Below are 23,778 nucleotides of genomic sequence, written 5' to 3' on the forward strand. Positions count from 1 at the left end.
TCATTCGGCTTTAGAATTTGAAAGGGAAAACACATTAGCAGCAGTAGAAGTAATTTCCTGCTGCATTTCAATTTCTAAAAGACGTTTTTAAAAGAAATGAAAAATAAAAACACCTTCGATCAAGTTCTTGACGAACATATGAATCGAAGGTGTTTTCATATTGAAATCTCAGCTCTGTATGCTGGTTCATTTCTTTTCTTTAGAGCATCCTGCCTGAGCGCATCAATTTCTATTCAGAGATCTTTTCCAGAGAACTATTTCACTTCAATTCCAAATATCGTATCGGCTCTTGTCGAGAGAACAATTTTATCGTTGTAAACGGCAGGGGAGGCTTCGATATTAGCTCCAAGATCGAGGGTATCTTTTCGTTCCCCGGTAGCTGCTTCGATCAGGTGAAGGTTACCCTGCCAGTCCCCCTGAATGAGGTAGGTCGGACCTTCTTCCTGATACAGAGGAGCAGGCGAGCTCCAGGCGTAATCCTCCATTTCCCATGTCCATACTTCTTCTCCTGTTTCTTTATCGAGCGCCGTCATCGTACCTTCGTAAACATCTGTTGTTCGTGCGACAGTGAAGATAACAAGGTCGTCGATGTCTTCTTTTCCGACAACGGGAGTGGCGAGAACGCCTCCGACGACATCCGGATAATAGTAGGCATCGTAGCCCGTGCTCCAGACTTCTTCGCCGGTCAGGCCGTCAATTTTTCTTAAATAAGAAGTCCCGTTTTCCCCGATATTATCCACTTCGGAACCGGTGTAAAGATATGGATGCCCGTCTTCAATCTCAAGAACAATAGTGGAATCGGTATCGTCGAGCGGAGGAAGCATCCAGGCGGGTTCATTCGTCTTCGTGTCGTATGCAGTGATCGTTCCGCTGTTGTCTGCGAAATAAACGAGATTCTTGTAGGCCGCAAGGGAGCTTTCGATACCCTGATATTCATGGTCATCCGCCTCGTAGCGGCTCGTTTTGACGTCGGGGTCGATAGAAACCTCACCGGCTTCTGCGTCGTGATCGGTATTAAGCTGCACATTGTAGAGCAGACCGTTCTCTCCGCCCGTGAGCAGTACGTCATCTTCTCTGTTAAAGAGAGCGGAGCTGTCAAAAGCGGCCCACTCACGGAATGCGTAGTCATCCCGCCCGGTCTGAAAATGAAGCTTCTCGTTCGTGTATAAATCAAACAGCCGGAAGCCGAAAGATTCACCTTCAGGAACACCGTCGCCGACATATAGCAGCGGGGTGCCCGCTGCATCCAGAGATACGCTTCCCTTAATCGGATTGCCGATGTCTATAGGGTTTCTTGTTTCACTACCGTCTTCCAGGTCGAGGAAATAGACGCTGCCATCGAGTGACCCTTGAATTACTTCTACAAGATCATCAGAATTTTTTTCTTCATGCAAGGCCAGATTCTCCTGAATGTCATCGTCCCAGTTTACAATTACAGGCTGACCGGTCCATCCGGCTCCGCCGCCCCATTCTTCGCTGCGGCCGGTCGGTTTCTCCCAGATAACTTCAAGTTCCTCGTCCTGAACATCTGCTTGCCCGTAGGAAGGAGAGTCACGCAGGTTATTTCCGCGGAAAGTCAGCACGCCTTCGGTATTTGTATAATTTTCCGGGAATATGGAGGAGATCGTTTCGCTGCTTTCCGTTTCATAGTTCACGTTTTCGAGGTTCTGCTCATAGGAGGTGACAGGGTCCCAGCTTTCCTGCGCTTCCTCCTCAGTCGTAGAATTATTTTCGTTTTCTTCCTTCGGTAATCCTTCGTTTTCGTCGCTTTCATTATTTGCAGCATTTTCATTTTGGCTGTTTTCCGTATTTTCTTCGTTGTCCGGGCTGTTTCCGAAAGCTCCGCTGTCCGAGGAGCATGCGGCTGTCATAAGAAGCGTCGGCAGGCTGGATAAAAAAATCGCTTTTCTCATAAACTTCCTCCATTGATTAAATTTTTGCAAGCAGGAATAGCCCACTCCTTCCAAAGAGAAGGAGGACTTTTTCTGTGACTTTCATGCTGTTTATCAGGGTATCATATCTGCCCAGTCTTCCCAATAAGGGGAGGGGTATCCGTTTTTTACTGGACGTCATTTTCGAAGGAAAGACGATGATTATTACATGAAAGAAAACGGCCCCGAACCTGCATAGCGGAGTACTCGTAAAAAAATGAAAAACAGAAGCGTAAATACCATCCTATAAGGGAATAGAGAGACATAATGAAAAAAGAGAGGTGAAGACGTATGATGTGGCTTTTAGCCGTACTTCTGCCGCCGGTAGCTGTCCTGCTGGCAGGAAAGCCGATTCAGGCTTTAATAAATCTCGTGCTGACGCTTATGTTTTATGTCCCGGGCATGATTCATGCGATTCTGGTAGTTAAAGAAATGAAAGACGATGCACGAATGGAAAAGTACATTCGTCAATAATAAAAAAGAGCTTCAGCGGAAATGCTGAAGCTCTTTTTTTATGAAAATATTGATTGAACGAAGAGGATGGCACATTCGATCCTTCTTTTACGCCTGGCTCGTCTTTCGGCCGAAGAGCATGAAAGCACCAGCACCGACAGCAATTACGCCGAACAGCGCCATCATTGGGTACGTAGTGGACGTATCCGCCATTTCGTTACCTTCATGGTTGTTATCAGAAGCAGCTGCTTCGTTTGCATTGTTGTTATCGTTATTGTGGTTATTGACGTTATTATGGTTGTTGTTATTTTCATTGTTATTGTTGTAATTATTATTGGCGTTGTTGTTATTATTATTTTCGTTTGCTGCTTCTTCTTCTGTGTTATTTCCGTTATTGTTTTCGTTGTTATTGTTTTCTACATCGTTGCCTGTCTGCTCGTCGTCATAAGTATAGAACTGATCAGCCATGTCTCCTGTTTTTCCTTCACATGGAAGTCCGTCACTGTCACCGTCAAGACCTTCCGGGTCGTTTTCAGAGCTGTAGCCGTGCTCTTCCCAGAATTCCCAAACATCGTCTCCCGTTTCCAGGTCGCCACAATTGATGGTACCTTCTTCGTGATCTGCATGGACAGAGGTCATTCCGCCAAAACCGATAATTGCAACACTAGTCATACTTACTATCCATTTTTTAAGCATTCTCATAATCTCTCCTTTATTTTGTAATATGTACCATCCTTCTAATAGTAAATATGACACATTATGGGTTTTTAATCAATGATTTATAGGCAATTAATTCACTCTAAAGAATTATTATGAGCCTTACGACGGAGATAGTTGTTTACACAGTTTTTGGCAGCCAGGTGCATGCACGTTAGGTTTTGTTAATCGTAAATTTGATTGATAAGAAAGCCGGTTCATGACAAGTGGCATGTGGAAAAACAAAAAAGAGCTCCAGCATCTGCGCTGAAGCTCTTTTCCTTATTGCTTATGCCGCTTTGTTCGTCTGAGTCGGCACTTGAATATCTTTTTTCAAAATTCCGAGAAGAACCATAGTGACTGCGGCGCCGGCAAGAATGGCCAGGATGTAAAGCGGCGCGTTCTCGACAAGTCCGATGACAAAAATACCACCGTGAGGAGCCGGAGTTGCGTTTCCAAACAGCATGGCCAGAGCACCTGCTGTAGCGGACCCGGCAATGACTGCCGGAATGACCCGTCCCGGATCTGCTGCGGCGAACGGGATGGCTCCTTCTGTAATAAAGGAAGCACCGAGGATATAGTTGGTTTTACCTGCATCCTGCTCTTCTTTCGTAAACTTTTTCTTAAAGAACGTTGTTGCTAAGGCGATACCTAATGGGGGAACCATTCCACCAGCCATAATGGCAGCGATTGGTGCAAAGTTGCCCGCATCGATCATAGCAATACCGAAGGCGTAAGCGGATTTGTTGATAGGACCGCCCATGTCGACAGCCATCATGCCGCCGATGATTAAACCAAGGATAACGGCGTTTCCTGTTTCCATACCGCCCAGCCATGCAACAACGGTTGTCTGAATGGCAGCGAGAGGAACGATAAGGAAGTACATAATTAAACCGGTCGTGAAGATACCGAACAGCGGAAGAACGAGAATTGTTTTTATCCCTTCCAGGGAAGCCGGCATAAATCCAAACAGCTTGCGGATACCGAGAACGAGATAACCGGCAAGAAAACCGGCGATAATACCGCCAAGGAAACCTGCTTCACCGTTGTGGGCCATAAGGCCACCGACCATACCGGCAGCAAAACCAGGGCGGTCAGCGATGCTGTAGGCAATAAAACCGGCAAGCACAGGAACGAGTAAGAAGAAGGCATTTGCGCCGCCGATCGTGGAGAGAATTTCTCCGAATGGTCCCATTTCGCCGCTGACCGGATCTTCAAAGAAGAAGGAAAGGGCTATGAGAATACCACCACCGACAACGAATGGAAGCATGTTGGATACACCGCTCATCAGGTGCTTGTAAATACCAGTTCCGGATCCCTGAGATTTTTCTCCTCCGGATTCTTTTCCGGATGCGCGGTGGACGGAAATATCACCTTTTTCCGCTTCCTGAAGTAGTTTTTCGGGACGGCGGATACCAGCCGTGACAGGAGCGTTAATCAGTTTTTTGCCGTCGAACCGGTCTGTTTCAATTTTCGTGTCAGCTGCGATAATAACAGCGTCTGCACGGTTGATGTCATCCTGGGTAAGGCGGTTTTTAACACCGTCAGACCCGTTTGTTTCTACTTTAATGTCGTAGCCGAGTTTTTTAGCAGCATCTTTCAGTCCGTCGGCAGCCATATACGTATGCGCAATGCCTGTCGGGCAGCCTGTAACTGCGACGAAAAACGGTGTGGAGGAATCAGTGACAGCCGCCCGCTGCTTATCTTTTTCTGCCTGTTCAGCTTTTTCCGCTTCGGCTGCTGCGAGCTTTTCTTTTTCTTTGGAATCAACCGCTTTCAAAATCTCCTCTTCGGAATCAGCTGAGAGCAGCGTCTGGCGGAAGTCTTCATCCATCAAAAGTGTTGAAAGGCGGGAGAGAGCCTGAAGGTGCGTTTCATTTGCGCCTTCACTTGCAGCGATCATGAAAAACAAATGTGCTTTTTCTCCGTCCAGGGAGTCGTAATCGATACCGTCCTGCGTTCGTCCGAAGACGATAGCAGGCTCCGTCACTGCAGCAACCTTCGCGTGAGGAATTGCGACGCCTTCTCCAATCCCGGTGGAGCTCTGGGACTCTCTTTCTTTAATTGCTTCGATAAATGCATTTCGGTCTGTGAGGTGACCGGCTGTGTCCAGCTTCGCTGCAAGCTCATGGATAACATCTTCTTTGGAGCGGGCAGTTAAATCCAGAATCATCGTGTCCTTTTTCAACAGCTCTGTAATGTTCATGTCTTTTCCCCCTTTTTAAAGTGCGTGACTTGAATCTCCGGAAGCAGCTGCTCCATCGACTCACGGGTAACAAAATTTTGTGAAAAAGCGGTGGCGGAACCAAACGCTGTAGAGTATTGAAGCGCTTTTTCTATATCCTGGTGCTGCTCGTAGCTGTAAAGAAATCCCGCAACCATCGAATCGCCGGCGCCGACCGAGTTTTTCACCGTTCCATTTGGAATGGTAGCTGTCAGCACGGCATCAGCTGTAACAAGCAGGGCCGGTTGTCCACCGCGGGAGACGAGAACGTTTTCAGCTCCGTCCTGAACGGCTTTTTCAGCGAGCATGATCACTTCTTCTATAGTTTCGGCACGCTCGTTGTATAATCCTTCCAGTTCGGCGATGTTCGGTTTAATCAGAAAGGGTTCTGCCTGCAGGGCGAGTCGGAGAGGTTCTCCGCTCGTATCCACGACTGTTCTGACTCCGTTTGCTTTTGCTTCTGCCGCCAGTTTGTAATAAGCGTCCGGCGGGAGCGTACCGGGCAGGCTTCCGGAAAGAACGAGTGTATCTCCGGAAGCTAAAGAGGCAATCTGTTGCTGAAGGCTCTCGACATCCGCTTCAGAAATATCCGGGGACATGCCGTTAACTTCTGTTTCTGATTCCGTTTTCAGCTTCACATTGATCCGTGTCGTTCCTTTTACAGGGACGAAAGCAGTATCGAGACCCTGCTGACGGAGTTCCGTTTCGATAAATGTACCTGTGAAGCCAGCCGTAAAACCAAACAGTTTTGTAGGAATGCCGAAAGAGTCGAGCACTTTCGATACGTTAATACCTTTTCCCCCGGGAACGATATACTGATCGACGGCCCGGTTCGTTTCCCCAAGCTTGAAATTGTCTACTCGAACAAGGTAATCAATCGACGGGTTCAAGGTTACTGTGTAGATCATGTTTTCACCGCCTCAATAGAAGTATATTCTGAGAGCTGTTCGAGATACTCAGCCGTTTCTTCACTGGCTTCGGTAATTAAATCGGCTTCCTCAAGGGAGGCAAAACGGGTAAACGATGTGCGGTCGAGCTTCGAGGCATCGGCGAGAACGTAGGCCTGCTGGGCTTCTTCGATCGCCAGCTGTTTAATGTAGGCTTCCTCAGGATCGGGTGTGGAATAGCCGAACTCCTGGTCGATTCCGTTCGTTCCAATAAATGCTTTGTCGAAGCGGTATTGTCGCATGGCTTCCTGTGCTGTTTTGCCGACGAAAGCATGTGTGCCTGTTTTGACATAGCCTCCGATAACATAAGTGCGGAAGCCATAATGGATAGCAGTTTCTATAATATTCAGTCCGTTAGTGACAATGGTGACGTTTTTTGCCTGAATGTGACTGATTATTGCTTCTGTAGTAGTGCCGGCGTCAATATAAATCGAATCGCCATCTTCTACAAGCTTTGCGGCCAATTGGCCTATGCGCCGCTTTTCCTCAGTGTAAGACACCTTTTTCTCCGTCATGTCCGGTTCATCGGACTTACGGGAAGGGAGGGAGGCACCTCCATGTATGCGCTTTAATTTCTGCTTACGCTCGAGCTCACTTAAGTCGCGGCGGATCGTTGACTCTGATGCGCCGGTAGCCTGAGTGAGTTCGGCAAGCTTGGCAACCTTCTGCTGCTTCAGGATGGAAAGAATGATATCCTGGCGTTCAAACGTTAACATCTGCCATCACCTCGTTTTCTTATCCTTATCATAAAACACAAAGCGGTCAAAAGCAATCATTATTTATCAAAAACAATCAGTTATTTTTAAAAACTTTCATCAATAGAATAAAATTCCCTTTCTCTTGTTGTAAATCCAGGGGAAATCGCTGCAGATCTGCCGGGGAGGATTCCCTCGGATGCTACTGAAGTTCTTGTGGGGCCACTTCTTCTACAGACATGTTTTCCGATTCGTTTTGATTTTCAATGACAGAAAGCCCGATGGTTGAACGAAGAATGTACAAAGGTAGAAATCTGAACCAGGGCAGAAACGCCTGTGCGCAGATTTTCCCGGATGTCAGGGAAGTCCCATGCTTTCTCCGAGGGAGGTTTCTATAATTCGTCCTCCACTTTCGAGGAGATATAAAATAACGTTTTCTTTTTTTTAAAGATGCGTTATACTAACAGTAATTCATTTATTAATTAATTTAATTAAGTTGATAAAGCGATTACGAATAGGAGGCATTATTAATGAGGCAGAAAGTGGAGTCCGGATTTACGGAAGTTTTTCAGGAACACGCGGAGCGGATTTTTTTCGCTCCCGGAAGAGTCAATTTAATAGGAGAGCATACGGATTACAACGGGGGCTATGTTTTTCCGTGTGCACTGACAGTGGGAACGTATATGGCCGTGAACAGCAGAAAAGATAGGCTCGTGCGGTTATATTCCGGAAATTTCCCGGAGCAGGGAGTGGTCGAATTTTCCCTGGATGAACTCGTTTATGAAGAGAAGCACGACTGGGCCAACTATCCTAAAGGGGTTCTGGCAATGTTTGCCGAAGATAACCGGGTAGGAGAAACCGGATTTGATGCGTATGTGTACGGGGATATTCCAAACGGTGCCGGCCTTTCTTCTTCTGCTTCGATCGAGCTCGTTACTGCGGTTGCCTGGGATGCGCTGCAGAACTTTGGAATGGACCGTGTGCGCATGGTCCAGCTGAGCCAGAAAGCGGAAAATCAGTTTATCGGCGTCAACTGCGGCATTATGGATCAGTTTGCCATTGGCATGGGGAAAAAAGAGCAGGCGATGCTGCTGGACTGCAACACGCTCGATTACAGCTATGCTCCAGTGGAACTGGACGGGCTGAAGCTCGTGATTGCCAATACGAATAAACGGCGGGGACTTGCTGATTCCAAATACAATGAGCGGCGCCGGGAATGCGAAGCTGCTCTGGAAACGCTTCAGAAGCAATACAATATAAGCTATCTATGCGAACTGAAGCCTGAGGCTCTGGAGAAAGCCGGGCATCTGTTTGAAGACGACACGGTTCTGCGCAGAGCGAGGCATGCCGTGACGGAAAATGCCCGCACGCAGGAAGCGGAGAAAAAGCTGGGCCGGGGAGAACTGGAAGCATTTGGACAATTGATGAACGAATCGCATATTTCTCTGCGCGATGATTATGAAGTAACCGGGGAACATCTGGACGCACTTGTAGAAGCGGCCTGGGAACAGGAGGAAGTGGTTGGTTCCCGGATGACCGGTGCCGGGTTCGGTGGATGTACGGTCAGTCTGATTAAAGAAGAGGGTCTGGAGGACGTTCTCGGACGCATTTCAGATGCTTACAAATCGGCCGTCGGTAAAGAAGCTGAATTTTATATCGTCGGTATCGGAGACGGAGCGAAAGAACTGAAATAAAGCTGAAAGCTTTTTCTTCGACAGACCGGCAGTGACTTTTCTCAGTAACAACACCTACTATATGAGGAGGAATAAATATGGCGGTATTAATATGTGGAGGAGCAGGGTACATTGGCAGCCATGCCGCTGCCGAACTTCTCGAACGAAACGAAGACGTGATTATTATTGATAACCTGCAGACCGGTCACGTGGAATCCGTACTTAAGGGAGCCGTTTTTTATGAAGGGGATCTCCGGGATGAGAAAATTATGGACGAGATTTTTTCCGCTCACGATATTACGGACGTGATGCATTTTGCAGCGGATTCGCTCGTCGGTGTGAGCATGAAAGAACCTCTCGAATACTATGATAATAACGTTTACGGAGCGCTCTGCCTGCTTAAAAAAATGTACCAGTACGAAGTGAAGCGGATTGTTTTTTCTTCGACCGCGGCGACTTACGGAGAACCGGAAACGGTCCCGATTACAGAAGAAACGCCGGCAAAACCGACAAATCCTTACGGTCAGACGAAACTTGCAATGGAAGATATGATGCACTGGTGCAGCGAAGCCTACGGGATGGAATTTACGGCGCTCCGCTATTTTAATGTAGCAGGTGCTCATCCGCATGTTGATATTGGAGAAGATCATAAGCCGGAAACGCACCTCATTCCTATTATCCTTCAGACAGCTCTTGGACAGAGGGAAAAAATATACGTATTCGGCGATGATTACCCGACAGAAGACGGGACGTGCATCCGTGACTACATTCACGTTAAAGATTTGATCCAGGCTCATATCCTTGCTCTCGACTACCTTCGGGATGGAGGAGCTTCGGACGTATTTAATCTTGGCAACGGCAGCGGATTCAGTGTGCAGGAAGTTATTGATACGGTGGAAAAAGTGACTGGAAAAACCATTCCCCGTGAAATAGCACCGAGACGTGCCGGGGATCCGCCGGTCCTGATTGCTTCTTCTGAAAAAGCAAAGCGCGTTTTAAACTGGAAGCCGGAATACGCCGATCTGGGATCGATTGTGCAGACGGCCTGGGACTGGCACCGCAGACATCCACAAGGATACAGCGAAGGAGATGATTCCAAATGATTGATGCGGCATTAAACGAACTGACGGCTTACGCGGAGGCGAAACAGCTGATCACGGAAGAAGACATGATCTACAGTAAAAACCAGCTTCTCGAAGCGCTGCACCTGGATGAATCGGCAGAAAATCCGCAGCCGCAGAAGCCAAAACGGAATCTGCCTGAAATAATGAAGGATATTCTTGACTGGGCGGCTCAAGAGGGCGTACTCGAAAATGATACCGTCACAGAACGGGATCTGCTGGACACAAAGCTCATGGGCATTTTTACCGACCGCCCTTCAGCAGTTACTAAAACTTTCCGAAGTATTCAGGATAATTCGGGAATAGAAGCAGCTACAGCCTGGTTTTACGAATGGAATCAGGATGTTCACTATATCCGGCGCGACAGAATCGCTAAAAATATGAGCTGGAGTACGCCGACCGATTATGGTGATCTGGATATTACAGTTAACCTCTCCAAACCGGAAAAGGATCCAAAGGAAATTCAGAAAGCGAAAAATGTTTCCACGGCGAATTACCCGCTCTGCCTGCTCTGTAAGGAAAACGTCGGCTATGCAGGGCGGCTGAATCATCCGGCACGCCATAATCTGCGGACAATTCCGGTTACCCTGAACGGGGAAGACTGGCACGTGCAGTTTTCTCCCTATGTCTATTACCATGAACATGCGATCGTTTTAAAAGCCGAGCACGATCCGATGAGGATCACAAAAGAAACGTTTCAGCGGCTTCTCGATTTTGTCGAGCAGTATCCGCACTATTTCATCGGTTCCAACGCCGATCTTCCTATAGTAGGGGGCTCGATTCTGAGCCACGATCACTACCAGGCAGGCAGGTACGAATTTCCGATGGCGAGAGCAGCGGAAGAAGAAACAATCCCTCTCTCCGGATTCGACGGGGTCACAGCTTCAAAAGTGAAATGGCCGATGTCCGTCGTCCGCGTAAAAGGACCAGATAAACGCTCCGTCGTTCTTGCGAGTGACTATATTCTGAAAGAATGGAAAGAATACGAAGATGCTTCTGTTGGAATTTATCCTTACTCCGGTTCGGAGCCGCACCATACGATCACTCCGATAGCAAGATACCGGAGCGGAATGTTTGAAATTGATCTTGTCCTGCGGAATAACCGGACATCCGAAGAGCATCCGATGGGAATTTTTCATCCGCACGAGGAAGTCCATCATATTAAGAAAGAAAATATTGGACTAATTGAAGTGATGGGACTGGCTGTCCTGCCGGGCCGTTTAAAACAGGAGCTGCAGGAAACAGGAGAAGCGCTTTTGACAGCAGACCCCGAAGCCGAGCTCCAAAACAATGAGCTTATATCCAAGCATAAAAACTGGGCTCTGAAAGTCAAAGCGGGGCACCCGGAATTTTCCGAAGTGACACAGGAAAAAATTCTTCAGCAGGAAACAGGACTCGTATTTGCAGAGATTCTCAGCCATTCCGGCGTGTTCAAAAGAGATGAAGCCGGCCAGCAGGCATTTTTGAAATTTTTGAAGTCACTCGGGTAGGAAGGAGGAAGCAGCATGGCATCGCAGCACACGGGCAGTTTTCATATGATGAAATCACTCAACCGCTCCCTTATATTAAATACGATACGCCAAAACGGTGCTATTTCCCGCTCAGAGATTGCCAAAGCAACAAAGCTGACTCCACCGACCGTCACGAACCTTGTCAATGAACTGCTGGAAGAAAATCTCGTTTATGAAAGCAGTGCCGGAGAGTCAAAAGGCGGGAGAAAACCTATCCTGTTAAAAATCAAATCCGACAGCCGGTTTATTATCGGCATCGATATCGGAGTGCGGAAGATGCGGATCGCCCTAAGTGACATGGATGCCCGTCTTCTTAAGCAGGAGCTGATTCCTATGCCCGGGTCCCTCACGAAAACAACCTTCCTCGAATTTCTGCAGCATCACGTCGGGACGTTTATGAGAAGTATCGACGAACGCCGGGAGAAGCTGATCGGCATAGGTGCCGCGATGCATGGAATAGTCGATCACCGCACGGGCAATTCAATCCACGCCCCTACGCTCGGCATAAGAAACATTCCTGTTAAAGAAGCACTGGAGGAAGTATCCGGACTGCCGGTGCGGGTGGAAAACGACGCGAAAGCAATGGCTCTAGGGGAAAAATGGTTTGGTGCCGGAAGAAATGTCGACAGCTTTCTCTGCTTAAATATAGGGGAAGGTATTGGAGCAGGACTGGTTATCGATAACACTCTTTTTCACGGCCATAACAGCCTCGCCGGGGAAATCGGCCACATGATGATAGAGAAAGACGGCCCTGTCTGTTCCTGCGGCAGAAGCGGCTGTCTGCAGACATTTGCATCCGGGGAAGCGATGAGACGCCGCATGAAAGCAAAACTGGAAACAGGAGCGGCTTCTTCCTTGAAAGCCGCGGACTCTCCGGACGGCGCAGCTATTTTTGAGGCGGCGGAGAAAGGCGATGAATTAAGCCGGGAAGTCCTTTCGGAAACAGGTGACTATCTCGGTACAGGGCTCGTAAACGCTGTCCATTTCATCAACCCGCCATTAATCATTCTCGGCGGGGGAGTCGCAAAGGCAGGGAAGTATCTGCTTCCATCTATTAAAAAAGTGATGAAGGACCGGGCTTTAAGTGAAGAAGCCGGAGAAACGGAAGTAGAAGTTTCGTATTTGGGAGAAGAAGGGTCGCTCATTGGCGCCTGTACGCTCATTCTCGCCGAACTTTTTGAAATCCCGGATTAGTGGGCAGGCAACTTCTTTTCATCAATCTCTAAATCCGCTACAATGGAAAGAAGGATTTAGAGAAGGAAAAGGGGAGATCTCGTGGTAACCGATTTACAGGATTTGAAAAATAAAGTGCTGGAAAAGACGCAGCTGGTGTTTATCATCAGCGATCCGAATCAGCCGGATAACCCAATTATTTACGCGAACGAAGGATTTGCAAATTTGACGGGGTACAGCCAGGAAGACATTATCGGGCACAACTGCAGATTTTTGCAGGGAAAAGACACCGACCCGGATACGGTGCAGGAAATCCGTGATGCCATCCATAACAAAAACCCCGTCTCTGTAGAAATTCTTAATTATAAAAAAGACGGCACGCCGTTCTGGAATCTGCTTCATATTGACCCGATCTATCTGGAAAAAGAAGCACAGTACTATTTTGTAGGAATCCAGAAAGATATTGATGAATACAAAACAGCGCAGGAAAAGCTGAAAAAATACGATAAAGAAATCGAACTTCTTTCCACGCCGCTCGTACCTGTAAAAGATGGAATTTCTGTCCTGCCGTTAATCGGCAGCATTGATCAGGAGAGAATGGACCTGATTGTCGACCGGGTCATTCCGGAACTTGAGAAGTGGGACATCGAGAAGTTGATTCTTGATTTATCCGGCTTTCAGGATATAGACGAGGCGGCGATGCGCGGGATTTTTCAGCTTGGCGATATATTGAAGCTGAAAGGCATTTCCATGATCATTACCGGCATTACTCCTAAAATTGCAATGCGGACACGCGGACTCGATATCGATTTTTCGTCGCTGGACACGTATGGATCAGTGAAGCAGGCGATAGAATCTCTGGAAATATAAGATGCAGCTTCAAAGATTTTAAAAATATTTACTTATCCACGTGGTTCTCGATACTTCTTTGAAAACATGCGTTTTTCTTCTTTCCTGTGTTTACCAGCGGAGGCTTTCCCTGGAGTCTGTTTTCAGCTGTTTCCGGCTCGCTGGATAGGGGCGTCAGACTTCACTTGATCCCGAGGAAGTCCCCGTCGTCCGCTCTGGAAAGCGTTCCTATGGAAACGAAAGCGTACGTTTATCGCTTATCTGCTTTATTTTCAAGGCAGCTAATAAAAAAAGAGAAGCCCTGGCCGATTTTTCCGGTCAGGGCTTCTCTTTCTTGTTTATAAACATTTTCCATTGTTTCAGTCCTGAAGCAGCAGGAGCTTCAAATATCGTCCGGTGTTTTTATAGCTATAACGAGAAACAAAAAGAAACTGACAGTGAGAACGGTTCCGCTGATGATGTAATAAAGAAGCGTGAAGAGTTCTGGTAAAGGAACGACATCCATCATAAAGACGTACATACCGGAACAAAGGCCGATCGTGCCGATAAGGCCGGTCCAGACGTGGATAGTGGTGAGAAGTCCTTTTTTAGGCTTGTATACTTTGTAGTAAATTGCCCATGAGAATAAAGTCAGCCAGCCGACAACAAGTACGTGGGCGTGAATCGGGCGGAGAGCCGGAGAGCCGGAACCGGCCATGTGGCCTCCCATAAACGTACCGATAACACCGAATACTGCTGCAGCGATTAACAGCATTTTACTATGAGACATGTGCATTGCTCCTTTTTTCGCAAATAATCATACCTTCTCCAGTATAGTAAAAACTGTCGTGAAGCGCCAAAGAACTTTCTGTGACAGGGAGGTTGATAGTATAATAGACCGACGGATAGATTACTGTACCTGCTTTCCGATGAATCGGCCTCCATTTTATTAAATACAGGTACCGTTCGGCGTTTGGTCAGGAGCAGGAGCTTCTTATTCACTATCCTGCCTTGAGGAAAACAGGGTTTACGAAAGAGGTGCATCACCAAAGAAAAAAAGTCCGCTGGAGGAAATAGGCGGAATAATACATAACGATGGCATAAAAATCAGATAATAATAAAGGTTTTTTATTTGTAATTATTAAAAATAAGCATGTATAATACAAACTGCAGGTTAAAATTAAGATGCACATTTTAAAAGGAGGTCAAACTACATATGAATAGAAAATTGACTACAGGACAAGGGGTTCCCGTCCGCGACAATCAAAATTCCCGTACTGCCGGCGAGAATGGACCGATTCTGCTTGAGGACTATCAGCTGATTGAAAAGCTTGCCCATTTTGACCGGGAGCGCGTACCGGAGCGTGTCGTTCACGCACGCGGATTTGGTGCTCACGGAACATTTAAAGTGGCAAACAGCATGAAAAGGTATACGAAAGCTGCATTTTTACAGGAAGAAGGGCAGGAAACGCCGATTTTCACACGTTTTTCTACGGTAATTCACGGCAATCATTCTCCTGAAACACTTCGTGATCCGCGCGGTTTCTCAGTGAAATTTTACACGGAGGAAGGCAACTACGACTTTGTAGGAAACAATCTGCCGGTGTTCTTTATCCGTGACACGATGAAGTTCCCGGATGTCATTCACTCCCTGAAGCCTGATCCTCGTACAAACGTGCAGGATCCCGACCGTCTGTTTGATTTCATGTCTCTTACTCCGGAATCCACCAATATGCTGATGCACCTTTTCTCAGACGAAGGAATTCCGAGAAGCTACCGGACGATGCGCGGTTCCAGTGTCCATGCCTTTAAATGGGTCAATGCCCAGGGCAACTACGTGTATGTGAAATACAGATGGGTGCCGAAAGAAGGTATTCATAACCTTTCTGAAGCACAGGCAGAAGAAATTCAAGGGAAAGATTTCAACCATGCTTCCGTCGACACGTACACGGCGATTGAAGAAGGAAATTATCCGGAATGGGATTTATACGTGCAGATTCTGCAGCCTGAAGATCTCGATGAATTTGACTTTAATCCGCTCGATGCTACAAAGGACTGGTTTGAAGACGATTTCCCTTATCACCACGTCGGGACGATGCAGCTGAACAAAAACGTAGATAACTACTTTGCAGAAACAGAGTCCGTCGGGTTCAACCCAGGAGTGCTCGTTCCGGGTATTGAACCATCTGAAGATAAGATGCTTCAGGGACGTCTTTTCTCCTATTCGGATACGCAGCGCCACCGCGTAGGACCAAACTATCTGCAGCTGCCGATCAACTGCCCGTTTGCGCAGGTAAACAACAATCAGCGGGACGGGTTCATGCCTTTCCGGCAGCAGGAGGATCGTATCAACTACGAGCCGAACCGCTATGAGGATACTCCAAAAGAAGATATGAGCCAGAATGACCATCAGGCTCCGGTTGGTCCTGTGGCAGGCCGTCAGCCGATCGAAAAGAAAGCAGACTTTCTTCAGCCGCAGATCGTGTGGGATAACTACACGAAAGAAGAGCAGGATGGTCTCGTCAATAACCTGACCGGTGCTTTGGGAGATGTACGGGAAGATACACGCCTTCTGCAGATCTGCAACTTCTACCGCGGGTGTGAAGAGCTCGGACGCCGCCTTGCAGAAAATCTCAATGTAAACCTGGATGAGTATCTGCAGAATATGCACAAATAAGAGCTTATCCGTAGAATCTATGCTCAGGCGCGTGCATCAGAAAAGATACAAAAGACCGGTATATAACCGGTAAATAAAAAATGGCCCCTGCCGATTTTTGAAGGCAGGGGTCATTTCTGTATCTGCTATAAAAAAGTTTGACTCTCTTAAAATCGAATGTTGATTAAAGAACACCTGCGGCTCCTATGCCTGCCAGGGTGAAAAACCTTCATTAAAATGAATTATCGGCAGTTTCTGTTTTATCCGGTTTCTTTACAGGGTTGTCCCCTGAATACGTTTTGGTGTTTCGAAAAAACGAAAGGAAGGAAAGATAGTACAATAGATGAAAAGAAGGAGGAATTTGAATGGGAAAAACGATAGTCATTGCACAGAATATAGGCGAAACGCTCACGAAAGAGGTGGAGCAGGAAGTACCCGGCTGGAAAGTTATCACGGGGAAAGAAAAAGAAGACTGGGAACCTTACATAAACGAAGCAGATATTGTAGCAGGCTGGAAACCGGAAATGTTTGAGCAGCTAGCTGACAATGCGCCGCTGAAATGGATACAGACGTGGAGTGCGGGTGTTGATAATCTGCCGCTTACCTCGTATGAACAGGCAGGATTCTTACTGACCAGTGCGAATGGGGTGCATGCTTATCCGATATCCGAGACAATATTCGCTTTTCTTTTAGGATGGACGAGAAAAATGCACGCCTATATCCGTCAGCAGCAGAAAAAAGAATGGCATCATGCGCATTTAAAAGGAGAAATTCACGAAAAAACGATTCTCATCTACGGGGTAGGGGCGATTGGAAAAGAAACGGCGAAAATAGCGAAAGCGTTCGGGATGCACGTTATTGGAGTCAGACGTACGAAAAAAGAAACGCCTGAAGCAGACGAGACACTTACGTTTGAAGAAGCGTCCTCCAGGCTTGCGGAGTGCGATTATGTCGTTAATACGCTGCCATCTACAGAAGAGACAAAGCAGTTGTTTACGAAAGATTTATTTGAAAAAATGAAAGAGGAAACCTTTTTCGTCAACATTGGACGGGGAGACACCGTGGACGAAGAAGCGCTGCTGTCTGCTTTACAGAAGGGAGACATCGCAGGAGCCGGACTGGACGTCTTTTCAGAGGAGCCCCTTCCCGAAGATCATCCGTTCTGGACGATGGACAATGTCATCATGACCCCCCATACAGCTGGATCGACAGGGATTTATCACGAGCGTGTTATCCGGGACATTTTTATTCCCAATCTTCGTTCCTATGTAAATGGCAGAGAGCTGCCGGTGAACCGGGTCGATTATAAGGCCGGATATTAAAAGATCGCAGAGCAGACTCTCCGGCATACTTTCAGAGTGTTGATTAAGTAAAGAAAGAAGTCTATGTATTCTATTCCGTGTATTTTCTCCTTCGCTTACCGGCGGAAGCCTGCCGTGGGGCTTGTCTTCAGCTCTTTTCAATGCCTGACTGCATTGGAAAGGATCTTCAGACGGCGCTACCAACCCACTGGCGTCCCCGCCGGACACGGCAGAGAAAATCACCTTTTTTATAGGAGAAACCTGTCGTACGCTTGTTCTCGCAGCAAAGTCTTTCTTTTTGTTCAAATGCTGGCTGGAGCTGTAGAAGATGACTCCGGAAAGCGGCTCTTCGAAAGTGGACACAGCCGACTGTCTACTTATACAGGAAAAATTACTTTGTAAACAGCCTGGAAAGCCTTCATGACAAACGTCATGAAGGCTTTTTAACGTCCTTTTTTGAAGGCTGTGTTTAAGTCTGTGGTTCTTACACAAAAAAGGGAACTTGGCTTTCCGACTTACGATTACAGAAGGTAACTTCACTTAAAAAGCTGGTGGGGCAGGCTTAAACGATAGAGGTTTTAAGGGGGGAATTATCTTTTTGTCAAATATAGTTTATTTTCCCGGGAATGCGTAAGAATCAAGTCTGTTGTTGATACATGTAGAACACTCCGCTTCAGCTCTGCCGTGGAGGAGATCTCCGGAAGGCATACGTCCTGCGGGATCTTCCAATCTCCTTCTACCACGAGCACGTTTCTGCTTTGTTATTCTTCATGGAACGAGAAGTCCTTCTGTTTTTCATGAGCTATATTTTTCATTCCGTAAAACGGGTGTCAGGGCAGAGATGCCTTTGGAAAAAGAAAGCGGGAAAGTCCTCCCGGAAAGCGTTCCCAAGGAAACGAAAGCGTACGTCTATCGATTATCTACTTTATTTTCAAGGCAGCCTGCCGGTTCTTCATAAACCTTACATAAAGGATAAAACCAAGAAAGATTGACTTATTATTTCGGTTGTCGTAATATTAGGAAGCGAATTAATTATTGTCAAAATGCAGAAAGATTCACTTCTTAATTTAAAAGGGAATCTTCGTTACCGCCTTGAATTTCAGCTCAGCTGCGAAAGCGGCAGAGCAGATTCAGCCGGTGCTTTTAAACGTGAAGGGTGTTTTATAAAAATGAACAGAAAAATGAATGAAGTTATAGGCTACCAGCTTGGAGCGACGGCTCACCTGCTCCATAATGAACATAACCGCAGCCTTGCTGCACATGGCCTGACCCGATCCCAGGTGAAAGTATTGTATCTGCTTCAAAGCTACGGCCTGCAGTCCCAGGCGCAGCTGCAGAAACAGCTTTTTATCCAGGGGTCGACGATGAACGGACTGCTTGAATCGCTTTTGAAAAGTGAACTGGTTGAAAAAACGGCAAGCCGGAGCGACCGGCGTCAAAAACTGATCTCTCTTACAGAAAAAGGACGGACGTTGGAAAAGACTGTCTGGAGAGAAGCGATGCAGATAGAGGAGAAGGTCACCGATTTTTTATCTGAGGAAGAAAAGCAGTATTTACTGCAGACACTAAAAACCATGCAGGGAAAGCTGCAGAAAGAGACGGAGGAGCAGAGGAATGAGTAATCAGAAAGAACAGAGTACAAGACTTGGGTCCGAACCGATTCCAAAGCTCCTGCGCAGCCTCTCCGTTCCGGCTATTGTCGGCATGCTTGTCATGTCGCTTTACAATGTCGTCGATACGATTTTCATTTCTTTTTTCGTCGGAATCGACGGCGTAGCAGCCGTTACCATTGCTTTTCCCGTGATGATCATTATGATGGCAGTAGCTGCTGCGCTTGGAATGGGAGGTTCATCGGTCATTTCGAGAAGACTCGGCGAAAACCGCGAAAAAGAAGCGAACCGGGTTTTCGGCAATATTATTACTCTCGTCCTGATGATGAGTGTCCTTGGAGTCGTGGGCTCTTTTACGATTCTTGAGCCGCTTCTTATGCTCTTCGGAGCGACTCCGAATATTCTCGGTCTTGCTCTCGACTACATTTTCCCGATCACGATGGCGACTGTCTTCTTTACCTTTTCCTTTACGACAAACGCGATTATACGTTCGGAAGGAAACGCACGTTTTGCGATGATGACGATGATTATTCCGTCTGTTTTGAATATCATTCTGGATCCGATATTCATCGTTGTGCTCGACATGGGCGTGCAGGGAGCGTCTATAGCGACGGTTATTTCGCAGGCCAGTATTTCCTTTATCGTTCTTTATTATTTTCTGAGCGGAAAAAGTTCTCTTAAAATCCGCATCAGCGAAATGTATCCTCAGCTTCGGATCGTCAAAGAAGTCGTTGTCGTCGGGATGCCGGCTTTTGTAAGACAGGTAGCCGGCAGTGTCATGATGGTTGCTATCAATGCGATGCTGATTCAGTACGGTGGGGAATTCTACGTCGGGGTATTCGGTATCGTTCAGCGTGTAGCGATGATTACGCTTATGCCGATGATGGGAATTCTTCAGGGTATGCAGCCGATTGTCGGGTATAATTACGGAGCCCGGGATTTTGCCAGAATGCGGGAAACGATCATTCTCGGATTGAAAGTGGTCACTGTGTTTTCGACTGCCGTGTTTGCGCTCGTGATGACTGTACCGGGGCTTCTTATGTCTGCTTTTACGTCCGATCCGGAAGTAATTGAGACAGGAATTGAAGGGATGCACATCATGTTTGCGGTAGCCTTCGTTATCGGTATTCAAATTGTCAGCGGCGGTCTGTATCAGGCTCTCGGAAAATCCAAGCCTGCTCTTATTTTATCGATGGCAAGACAGGTGCTGTTTTTAATTCCACTCGTCCTGATCCTTCCTCCGTTTATCGGAGTGTGGGGAGTCTGGCTGGCTTTTCCACTTGCAGATATTCTCGCTGTCGCCCTCTCTCTGTATTTTCTTTACCGGGATCGGAAATTATTCTTTCAGGGAGATTCCAAAGAGGATAAGGAAAATGAGGAGGAAATATACAGAGCTTCTTCATAGCAGCTTCGTCGGCGTCAGGGGCCTTCATGAAATTTTTCATGAAGGCCCCTTCGTGCTTTCGTATTATCTGTGTTAAAGTCTGGGCTCTTACGCATATAATGGGAATCGTACCTGTTCTTTATTATTTACAGTCTGCTTCTTCTCTATAAAAGCCGCTCCATTCCGCCCGACCGAAGCGAGGACGGAATTAGCTGACTCCGGCCCGCCCGGAAAGCGTCCCCATGGAAACGAAAGCGCCCCTTTATCACTTATCAACTTTTTTTCAAGGTAGCCTTCGTATTAAATATATCTGTAACGAAAGTTTTTTATCAAGAGTTAGCTTTTCCATTAAATTACCGCTTAGGAGCGCTTCTGGCTGTCACAAGGGGTCTCATAATTTAAATTGTCTATTTCATCTTCCTGCAGAAGCGTCTATACTAAATAGATACAGGAATTTACAAAAAGGAGTGAGGTAATGTCTAAAACGATCTCTATAGTGATCATGTTCAGTCTTATTTTCACGTTTTTTGCTCCAGCTCAGCAGGGGGAGGCAGCAGGAAGTCCATTTGATGACGTTGCAGGAATGGCATGGGCAGAAGAATCCGTGTCGAGTTTGAGTCAACAGGGTATTATTAACGGGTACGAAGACGGTACCTTTAGGCCGAATAACAATATAAGCCGCCAGGAGGCCGCAGTGATGATGGTCAGAGCCGTACTTTCTGATGAGGAATCCGGATTTCAGTCTGATTATACAGATGTTGATACTGGTTCCTTTTATTATGAAGCGATTTCCGCCGCTTCCGAATATGCTTTGTTTAATGGGTATCCGGATGGTACTTTCCGTCCGCAAGAGAATATTACGCGAGCGGAATCAGCAAATATTTTAGTTTCTGCCTTTAACTTTACCGGCAGTGAAACAGTGTTCTCAGATGTGAACGGGCATTGGGCAGAGTCAGATATTACCGCCCTTCTGGCTAAAGGGATAACAACGGGTTACCCTGACGGCACATACAAGCCTGGCAGCTCCATTACGAGGGCGGAATTCGCTGTCCTGGTGGACCGCTCTTTAAAAGATGAGGGTGTATCGGTACAAAGGGAGATATTAAGGCTGACGAACGAAGAACGGGAAGCTCATGATCTCGAACCTTTAAAGCCGCACATCAACCTGCAGGCTGTGGCAGACGCGAAGGCAGAAGACATGTACGTGAACGACTACTTTGCGCATCAGTCGCCTGAACATGGCAGTCCTTTTGATATGATGAAAGCAGCAGGGATCAGCTATTCAGCTGCTGCTGAAAATATAGCCAGAGGCTACCATTCTGCGGAGACCGTTGTAGGGGGATGGATGGACAGCTACGGTCATAGAAATAATATACTGTCCGAGCGATATACCCATTTAGGAGTCGGATACACCAGCGAGGGAGCGAGAGGACCTTATTACGTACAAATGTTCATCGAAAAATAAAGAAAGAGCTGTCCCGTAAGGATAAGGGGGGACGGCTTCGCACGGACAAAAGCCTGTTAGACAAATCGCTGTCTAACAGGCTTTTTTACATCTTGTCCGGCTCCGCGCGTGCTTTCCAGGCTGTCTCGATGTACCTTTTGAGACAGCCTCTTTCCATTCGGAGCACAGGCATTCTACTCCTGCTTTTGGCAGACGGCAATGCCTATGGGATATTTCCAGCCTTCACGTTTCTCCGCTTCGAAGCTGACCCCGTTTTGATAATAAAAACGAACGTCTGAAAAAGCGAACTGCTCTTCCTGAAATAGGGAAATAAACTCCGATTCTGTAAGCTGAAAGTAATGAAAAGGAGATCCGCACGGCTCTTCCCGGCCGGCGCCGAACGGGGTGGAAACGATAAGGGTTCCTCCGGGTTTTGTAAGATCACTCAGCCGGGCCAGCCCTTCCCGGTCATCAGGGAGGTGCTCGATCGTTTCAAAAGAAAGCACGGTATCGAAAGTGCCAAGCTTTTCGGGGAGAGAGGCGTCGCGCAGGTCGCCGGTCCGGTAAGCAACGTTTGGATGGTAGTGGGAGCCTCTCGCATACTCCACTGTTTCCTGGTTCAGATCAATACCGACAGCTTCTGTTACTTCCTTTTTACGTCTTTTTATCGTAAGCTTCGTGCCGTATCCGCTTCCGCAGGCAATGTCGAGTACGCGCCCGTGGGCATAAGGTAGTGCGAAGTGGTATCTTGCCAGATGCTCCAGCCATAGGGCATTGTCTTCTGTCATATATTCGGGAATCACTCGTTCCCCGGTATCCTCCAGCATAAAAAGCACCGCTTTCTATAAATAATTTCGTCCAGTATATCATATTAAAAAGCTCTGTTTGTTATATAGAAAATTTGTTGCATGTGGAGGAGCTGCATGCGCTTTATAACACCATCAAACTCTAACAGGGACAATCATGCAAAATAGCTGCATCATGATCGAAGAAAATGACGTTCAAAGTTTTATATTCAAGGCCGCCTTTGTTTTATAAGATAGCTCTGTTAAAATCCAGCATTGATAAATGTAGAAAACTTCGCTGCAACTCGGCAAGCGAAGAGACACTCATGCAGGATCGCTGCACCATGACGGATGTAAATAGCCTTCTTCTATGGGAATGGAGCTTCCCCTATATTCAGAGGAATCACCGATGTTCAAGAAGGAGTTTCTTTATTAGAAGGCAGATGCTGTCCTGTCTTTTACCGTAAGCTGGAGTGGACATGGGGCGACTCCAGGGCGATGAAGGACGAGTTGAAGATCCATTCCGCCCGACGGAAGGGAGGACGGAATTAGCTGAGGCCGGCCCGCCCGGAAAGCGTCCCCATGGAAACGGAGGCCCACGTTTATCGTTTATCTGCTTTATTTTCAAGACAGCCTTAAAAAAGAGGTAAAAGACAGGCCAGCAGTTCATTCGATAGAAATAACAGATAGTTCCACTTTATTGTCTGCCTGTTAAAAAATCCTCTGCTCGGCCTCCTTCTTTCTGAAGTGAATGGCGGGGACTCCTGCGGGATTGAAGACGATCCCCGCGGAAAGCTTCCAGGGGTGAGAACAGGAAAGAAAAGAACCACTACTCATACAGAAAAAAGGAAACAGATGCAGAAAAGAAGAATTTGTTTACATACTAAAAGCTCCGCCGTGTTTGGCGGAGCTTCGTTTATTTCACCATAAGAACAGGCGCTTTCACGTACTTCAGCACCTTGTGGCTGACGCTGCCGAGCACCATAGTCTGAACAGTGCTCAAGCCGCGGCTGCCGATAACGAGCGTATCGTAAGAGCCGTTATTCGCATGCTCAATGATCGGCTCGGAAATCCCGTCCTGACCATGTAAAACGGTAATTTCAACAGGGATGCCGGCTTCGTTGATCATTTCTTCATACTTTGTTAAAATCTGCTTTCGTTTTCTGGAAGCATTGTCCGAATCCCCGTAATGGAGCACGTCGGTTTTGGACTTGCTGCCGGCCACTACGTAAAGAATCTCAATAGAAGATCCTTCCTCAAGCTTCGCGAGTTCAATGGCTTTTTCGGTTGCGCGGTTACTGTGATCGGATCCATCAATTGCTAAAAGCAGGTTTTTAAACATCAGC

The 23,778-nt window shown here is 47.1% G+C and carries 19 protein-coding genes; 11 read left to right on the forward strand and 8 right to left on the reverse strand.

The window, feature by feature from the left end; all coding sequences use genetic code 11:
- Positions 1-254: 254 nt before the first annotated feature.
- Positions 255-1,913 (reverse strand): PQQ-binding-like beta-propeller repeat protein, encoded by a 1,659-nt coding sequence (locus FTX54_RS03565; protein WP_147804409.1) that lies wholly within the window; start codon positions 1,911-1,913, stop codon positions 255-257.
- A 309-nt stretch (positions 1,914-2,222) separates the two neighbouring features.
- Here FTX54_RS03565 and FTX54_RS03570 point away from each other — a divergent pair, with 309 nt between their 5' ends.
- A complete protein-coding gene (locus tag FTX54_RS03570) occupies positions 2,223-2,405 on the forward strand; it encodes a YqaE/Pmp3 family membrane protein (RefSeq protein WP_147804410.1) in 183 nt (60 codons plus the stop codon).
- A gap of 87 nt (positions 2,406-2,492) precedes the next feature.
- Here the strand turns inward: FTX54_RS03570 and FTX54_RS03575 are convergent, their stop codons facing one another.
- The 4 genes from FTX54_RS03575 to FTX54_RS03590 all read right to left on the reverse strand — a co-directional run bounded on the left by FTX54_RS03575 (position 2,493) and on the right by FTX54_RS03590 (position 6,967).
- A complete protein-coding gene (locus FTX54_RS03575) occupies positions 2,493-3,080 on the reverse strand; it encodes a hypothetical protein (protein ID WP_147804411.1) in 588 nt (195 codons plus the stop codon).
- Positions 3,081-3,369: 289 nt separating this feature from the next.
- Positions 3,370-5,286: a PTS fructose transporter subunit IIABC gene (locus FTX54_RS03580; RefSeq protein WP_147804412.1), complete on the reverse strand. Its 1,917-nt coding sequence runs from the start codon at positions 5,284-5,286 to the stop codon at positions 3,370-3,372.
- Complete coding sequence (gene pfkB / locus FTX54_RS03585) at positions 5,283-6,212, reverse strand: 1-phosphofructokinase (protein ID WP_147804413.1); 930 nt, start codon at positions 6,210-6,212, stop codon at positions 5,283-5,285. The genes FTX54_RS03580 and pfkB overlap by 4 nt, the downstream gene beginning before the upstream one ends.
- Positions 6,209-6,967 (reverse strand): DeoR/GlpR family DNA-binding transcription regulator, encoded by a 759-nt coding sequence (locus tag FTX54_RS03590; protein ID WP_147804414.1) that lies wholly within the window; start codon positions 6,965-6,967, stop codon positions 6,209-6,211. Before FTX54_RS03590 ends, pfkB begins: the two co-directional genes overlap by 4 nt.
- Before the next feature lie 509 nt (positions 6,968-7,476).
- On the opposite strand from FTX54_RS03590, the gene FTX54_RS03595 reads away from it, so the two are divergent.
- From FTX54_RS03595 to FTX54_RS03615, 5 genes are all read left to right on the forward strand, one after another.
- Positions 7,477-8,640 (forward strand): galactokinase, encoded by a 1,164-nt coding sequence (locus FTX54_RS03595; RefSeq protein WP_147804415.1) that lies wholly within the window; start codon positions 7,477-7,479, stop codon positions 8,638-8,640.
- A gap of 77 nt (positions 8,641-8,717) precedes the next feature.
- A complete protein-coding gene (gene galE, locus FTX54_RS03600; protein ID WP_147804416.1) occupies positions 8,718-9,722 on the forward strand; it encodes a UDP-glucose 4-epimerase GalE in 1,005 nt (334 codons plus the stop codon).
- On the forward strand, positions 9,719-11,230 hold the full coding sequence (gene galT / locus FTX54_RS03605; RefSeq protein ID WP_147804417.1) for a UDP-glucose--hexose-1-phosphate uridylyltransferase: 1,512 nt from the start codon (positions 9,719-9,721) through the stop codon (positions 11,228-11,230). The genes galE and galT overlap by 4 nt, the downstream gene beginning before the upstream one ends.
- 15 nt (positions 11,231-11,245) lie before the next feature.
- A complete protein-coding gene (locus tag FTX54_RS03610; protein ID WP_147804418.1) occupies positions 11,246-12,445 on the forward strand; it encodes an ROK family transcriptional regulator in 1,200 nt (399 codons plus the stop codon).
- 81 nt (positions 12,446-12,526) lie between these two features.
- Positions 12,527-13,294 carry a PAS domain-containing protein gene (locus FTX54_RS03615; RefSeq protein ID WP_147804419.1) on the forward strand — a complete coding sequence of 256 codons (768 nt, stop codon included), beginning with the start codon at positions 12,527-12,529 and terminating at the stop codon, positions 13,292-13,294.
- Positions 13,295-13,655: 361 nt separating this feature from the next.
- Here the strand turns inward: FTX54_RS03615 and FTX54_RS03620 are convergent, their stop codons facing one another.
- Positions 13,656-14,042 carry a hypothetical protein gene (locus tag FTX54_RS03620; protein WP_147804420.1) on the reverse strand — a complete coding sequence of 129 codons (387 nt, stop codon included), beginning with the start codon at positions 14,040-14,042 and terminating at the stop codon, positions 13,656-13,658.
- Positions 14,043-14,468: 426 nt separating this feature from the next.
- Between FTX54_RS03620 and FTX54_RS03625 the strand changes: the two genes are divergently transcribed.
- From FTX54_RS03625 to FTX54_RS03645, 5 genes are all read left to right on the forward strand, one after another.
- Positions 14,469-15,929, forward strand: coding sequence for a catalase (locus tag FTX54_RS03625; RefSeq protein ID WP_147804421.1), 1,461 nt, complete (start codon positions 14,469-14,471; stop codon positions 15,927-15,929).
- 344 nt (positions 15,930-16,273) lie between these two features.
- Entirely contained in the window at positions 16,274-17,230 is a 957-nt protein-coding gene (locus FTX54_RS03630; RefSeq protein ID WP_147804422.1) for a D-2-hydroxyacid dehydrogenase, read from the forward strand.
- Positions 17,231-18,378: 1,148 nt separating this feature from the next.
- Positions 18,379-18,831, forward strand: a complete 453-nt coding sequence (locus FTX54_RS03635; protein WP_187254608.1) for a MarR family winged helix-turn-helix transcriptional regulator — start codon at positions 18,379-18,381, stop codon at positions 18,829-18,831.
- Positions 18,824-20,224, forward strand: coding sequence for an MATE family efflux transporter (locus FTX54_RS03640; RefSeq protein ID WP_147804424.1), 1,401 nt, complete (start codon positions 18,824-18,826; stop codon positions 20,222-20,224). Before FTX54_RS03635 ends, FTX54_RS03640 begins: the two co-directional genes overlap by 8 nt.
- Positions 20,225-20,678: 454 nt before the next feature.
- Positions 20,679-21,668: an S-layer homology domain-containing protein gene (locus FTX54_RS03645; RefSeq protein ID WP_147804425.1), complete on the forward strand. Its 990-nt coding sequence runs from the start codon at positions 20,679-20,681 to the stop codon at positions 21,666-21,668.
- Positions 21,669-21,841: 173 nt separating this feature from the next.
- Here the strand turns inward: FTX54_RS03645 and FTX54_RS03650 are convergent, their stop codons facing one another.
- Positions 21,842-22,474 (reverse strand): class I SAM-dependent methyltransferase, encoded by a 633-nt coding sequence (locus FTX54_RS03650; RefSeq protein ID WP_147804426.1) that lies wholly within the window; start codon positions 22,472-22,474, stop codon positions 21,842-21,844.
- 874 nt (positions 22,475-23,348) lie between these two features.
- Entirely contained in the window at positions 23,349-23,774 is a 426-nt protein-coding gene (locus tag FTX54_RS03655) for a universal stress protein (RefSeq protein WP_147804427.1), read from the reverse strand.
- Positions 23,775-23,778 lie beyond the last annotated feature (4 nt).

Source organism: Alkalicoccus halolimnae, from assembly GCF_008014775.2.
Lineage (GTDB): Bacteria > Bacillota > Bacilli > Bacillales > Salisediminibacteriaceae > Alkalicoccus > Alkalicoccus halolimnae.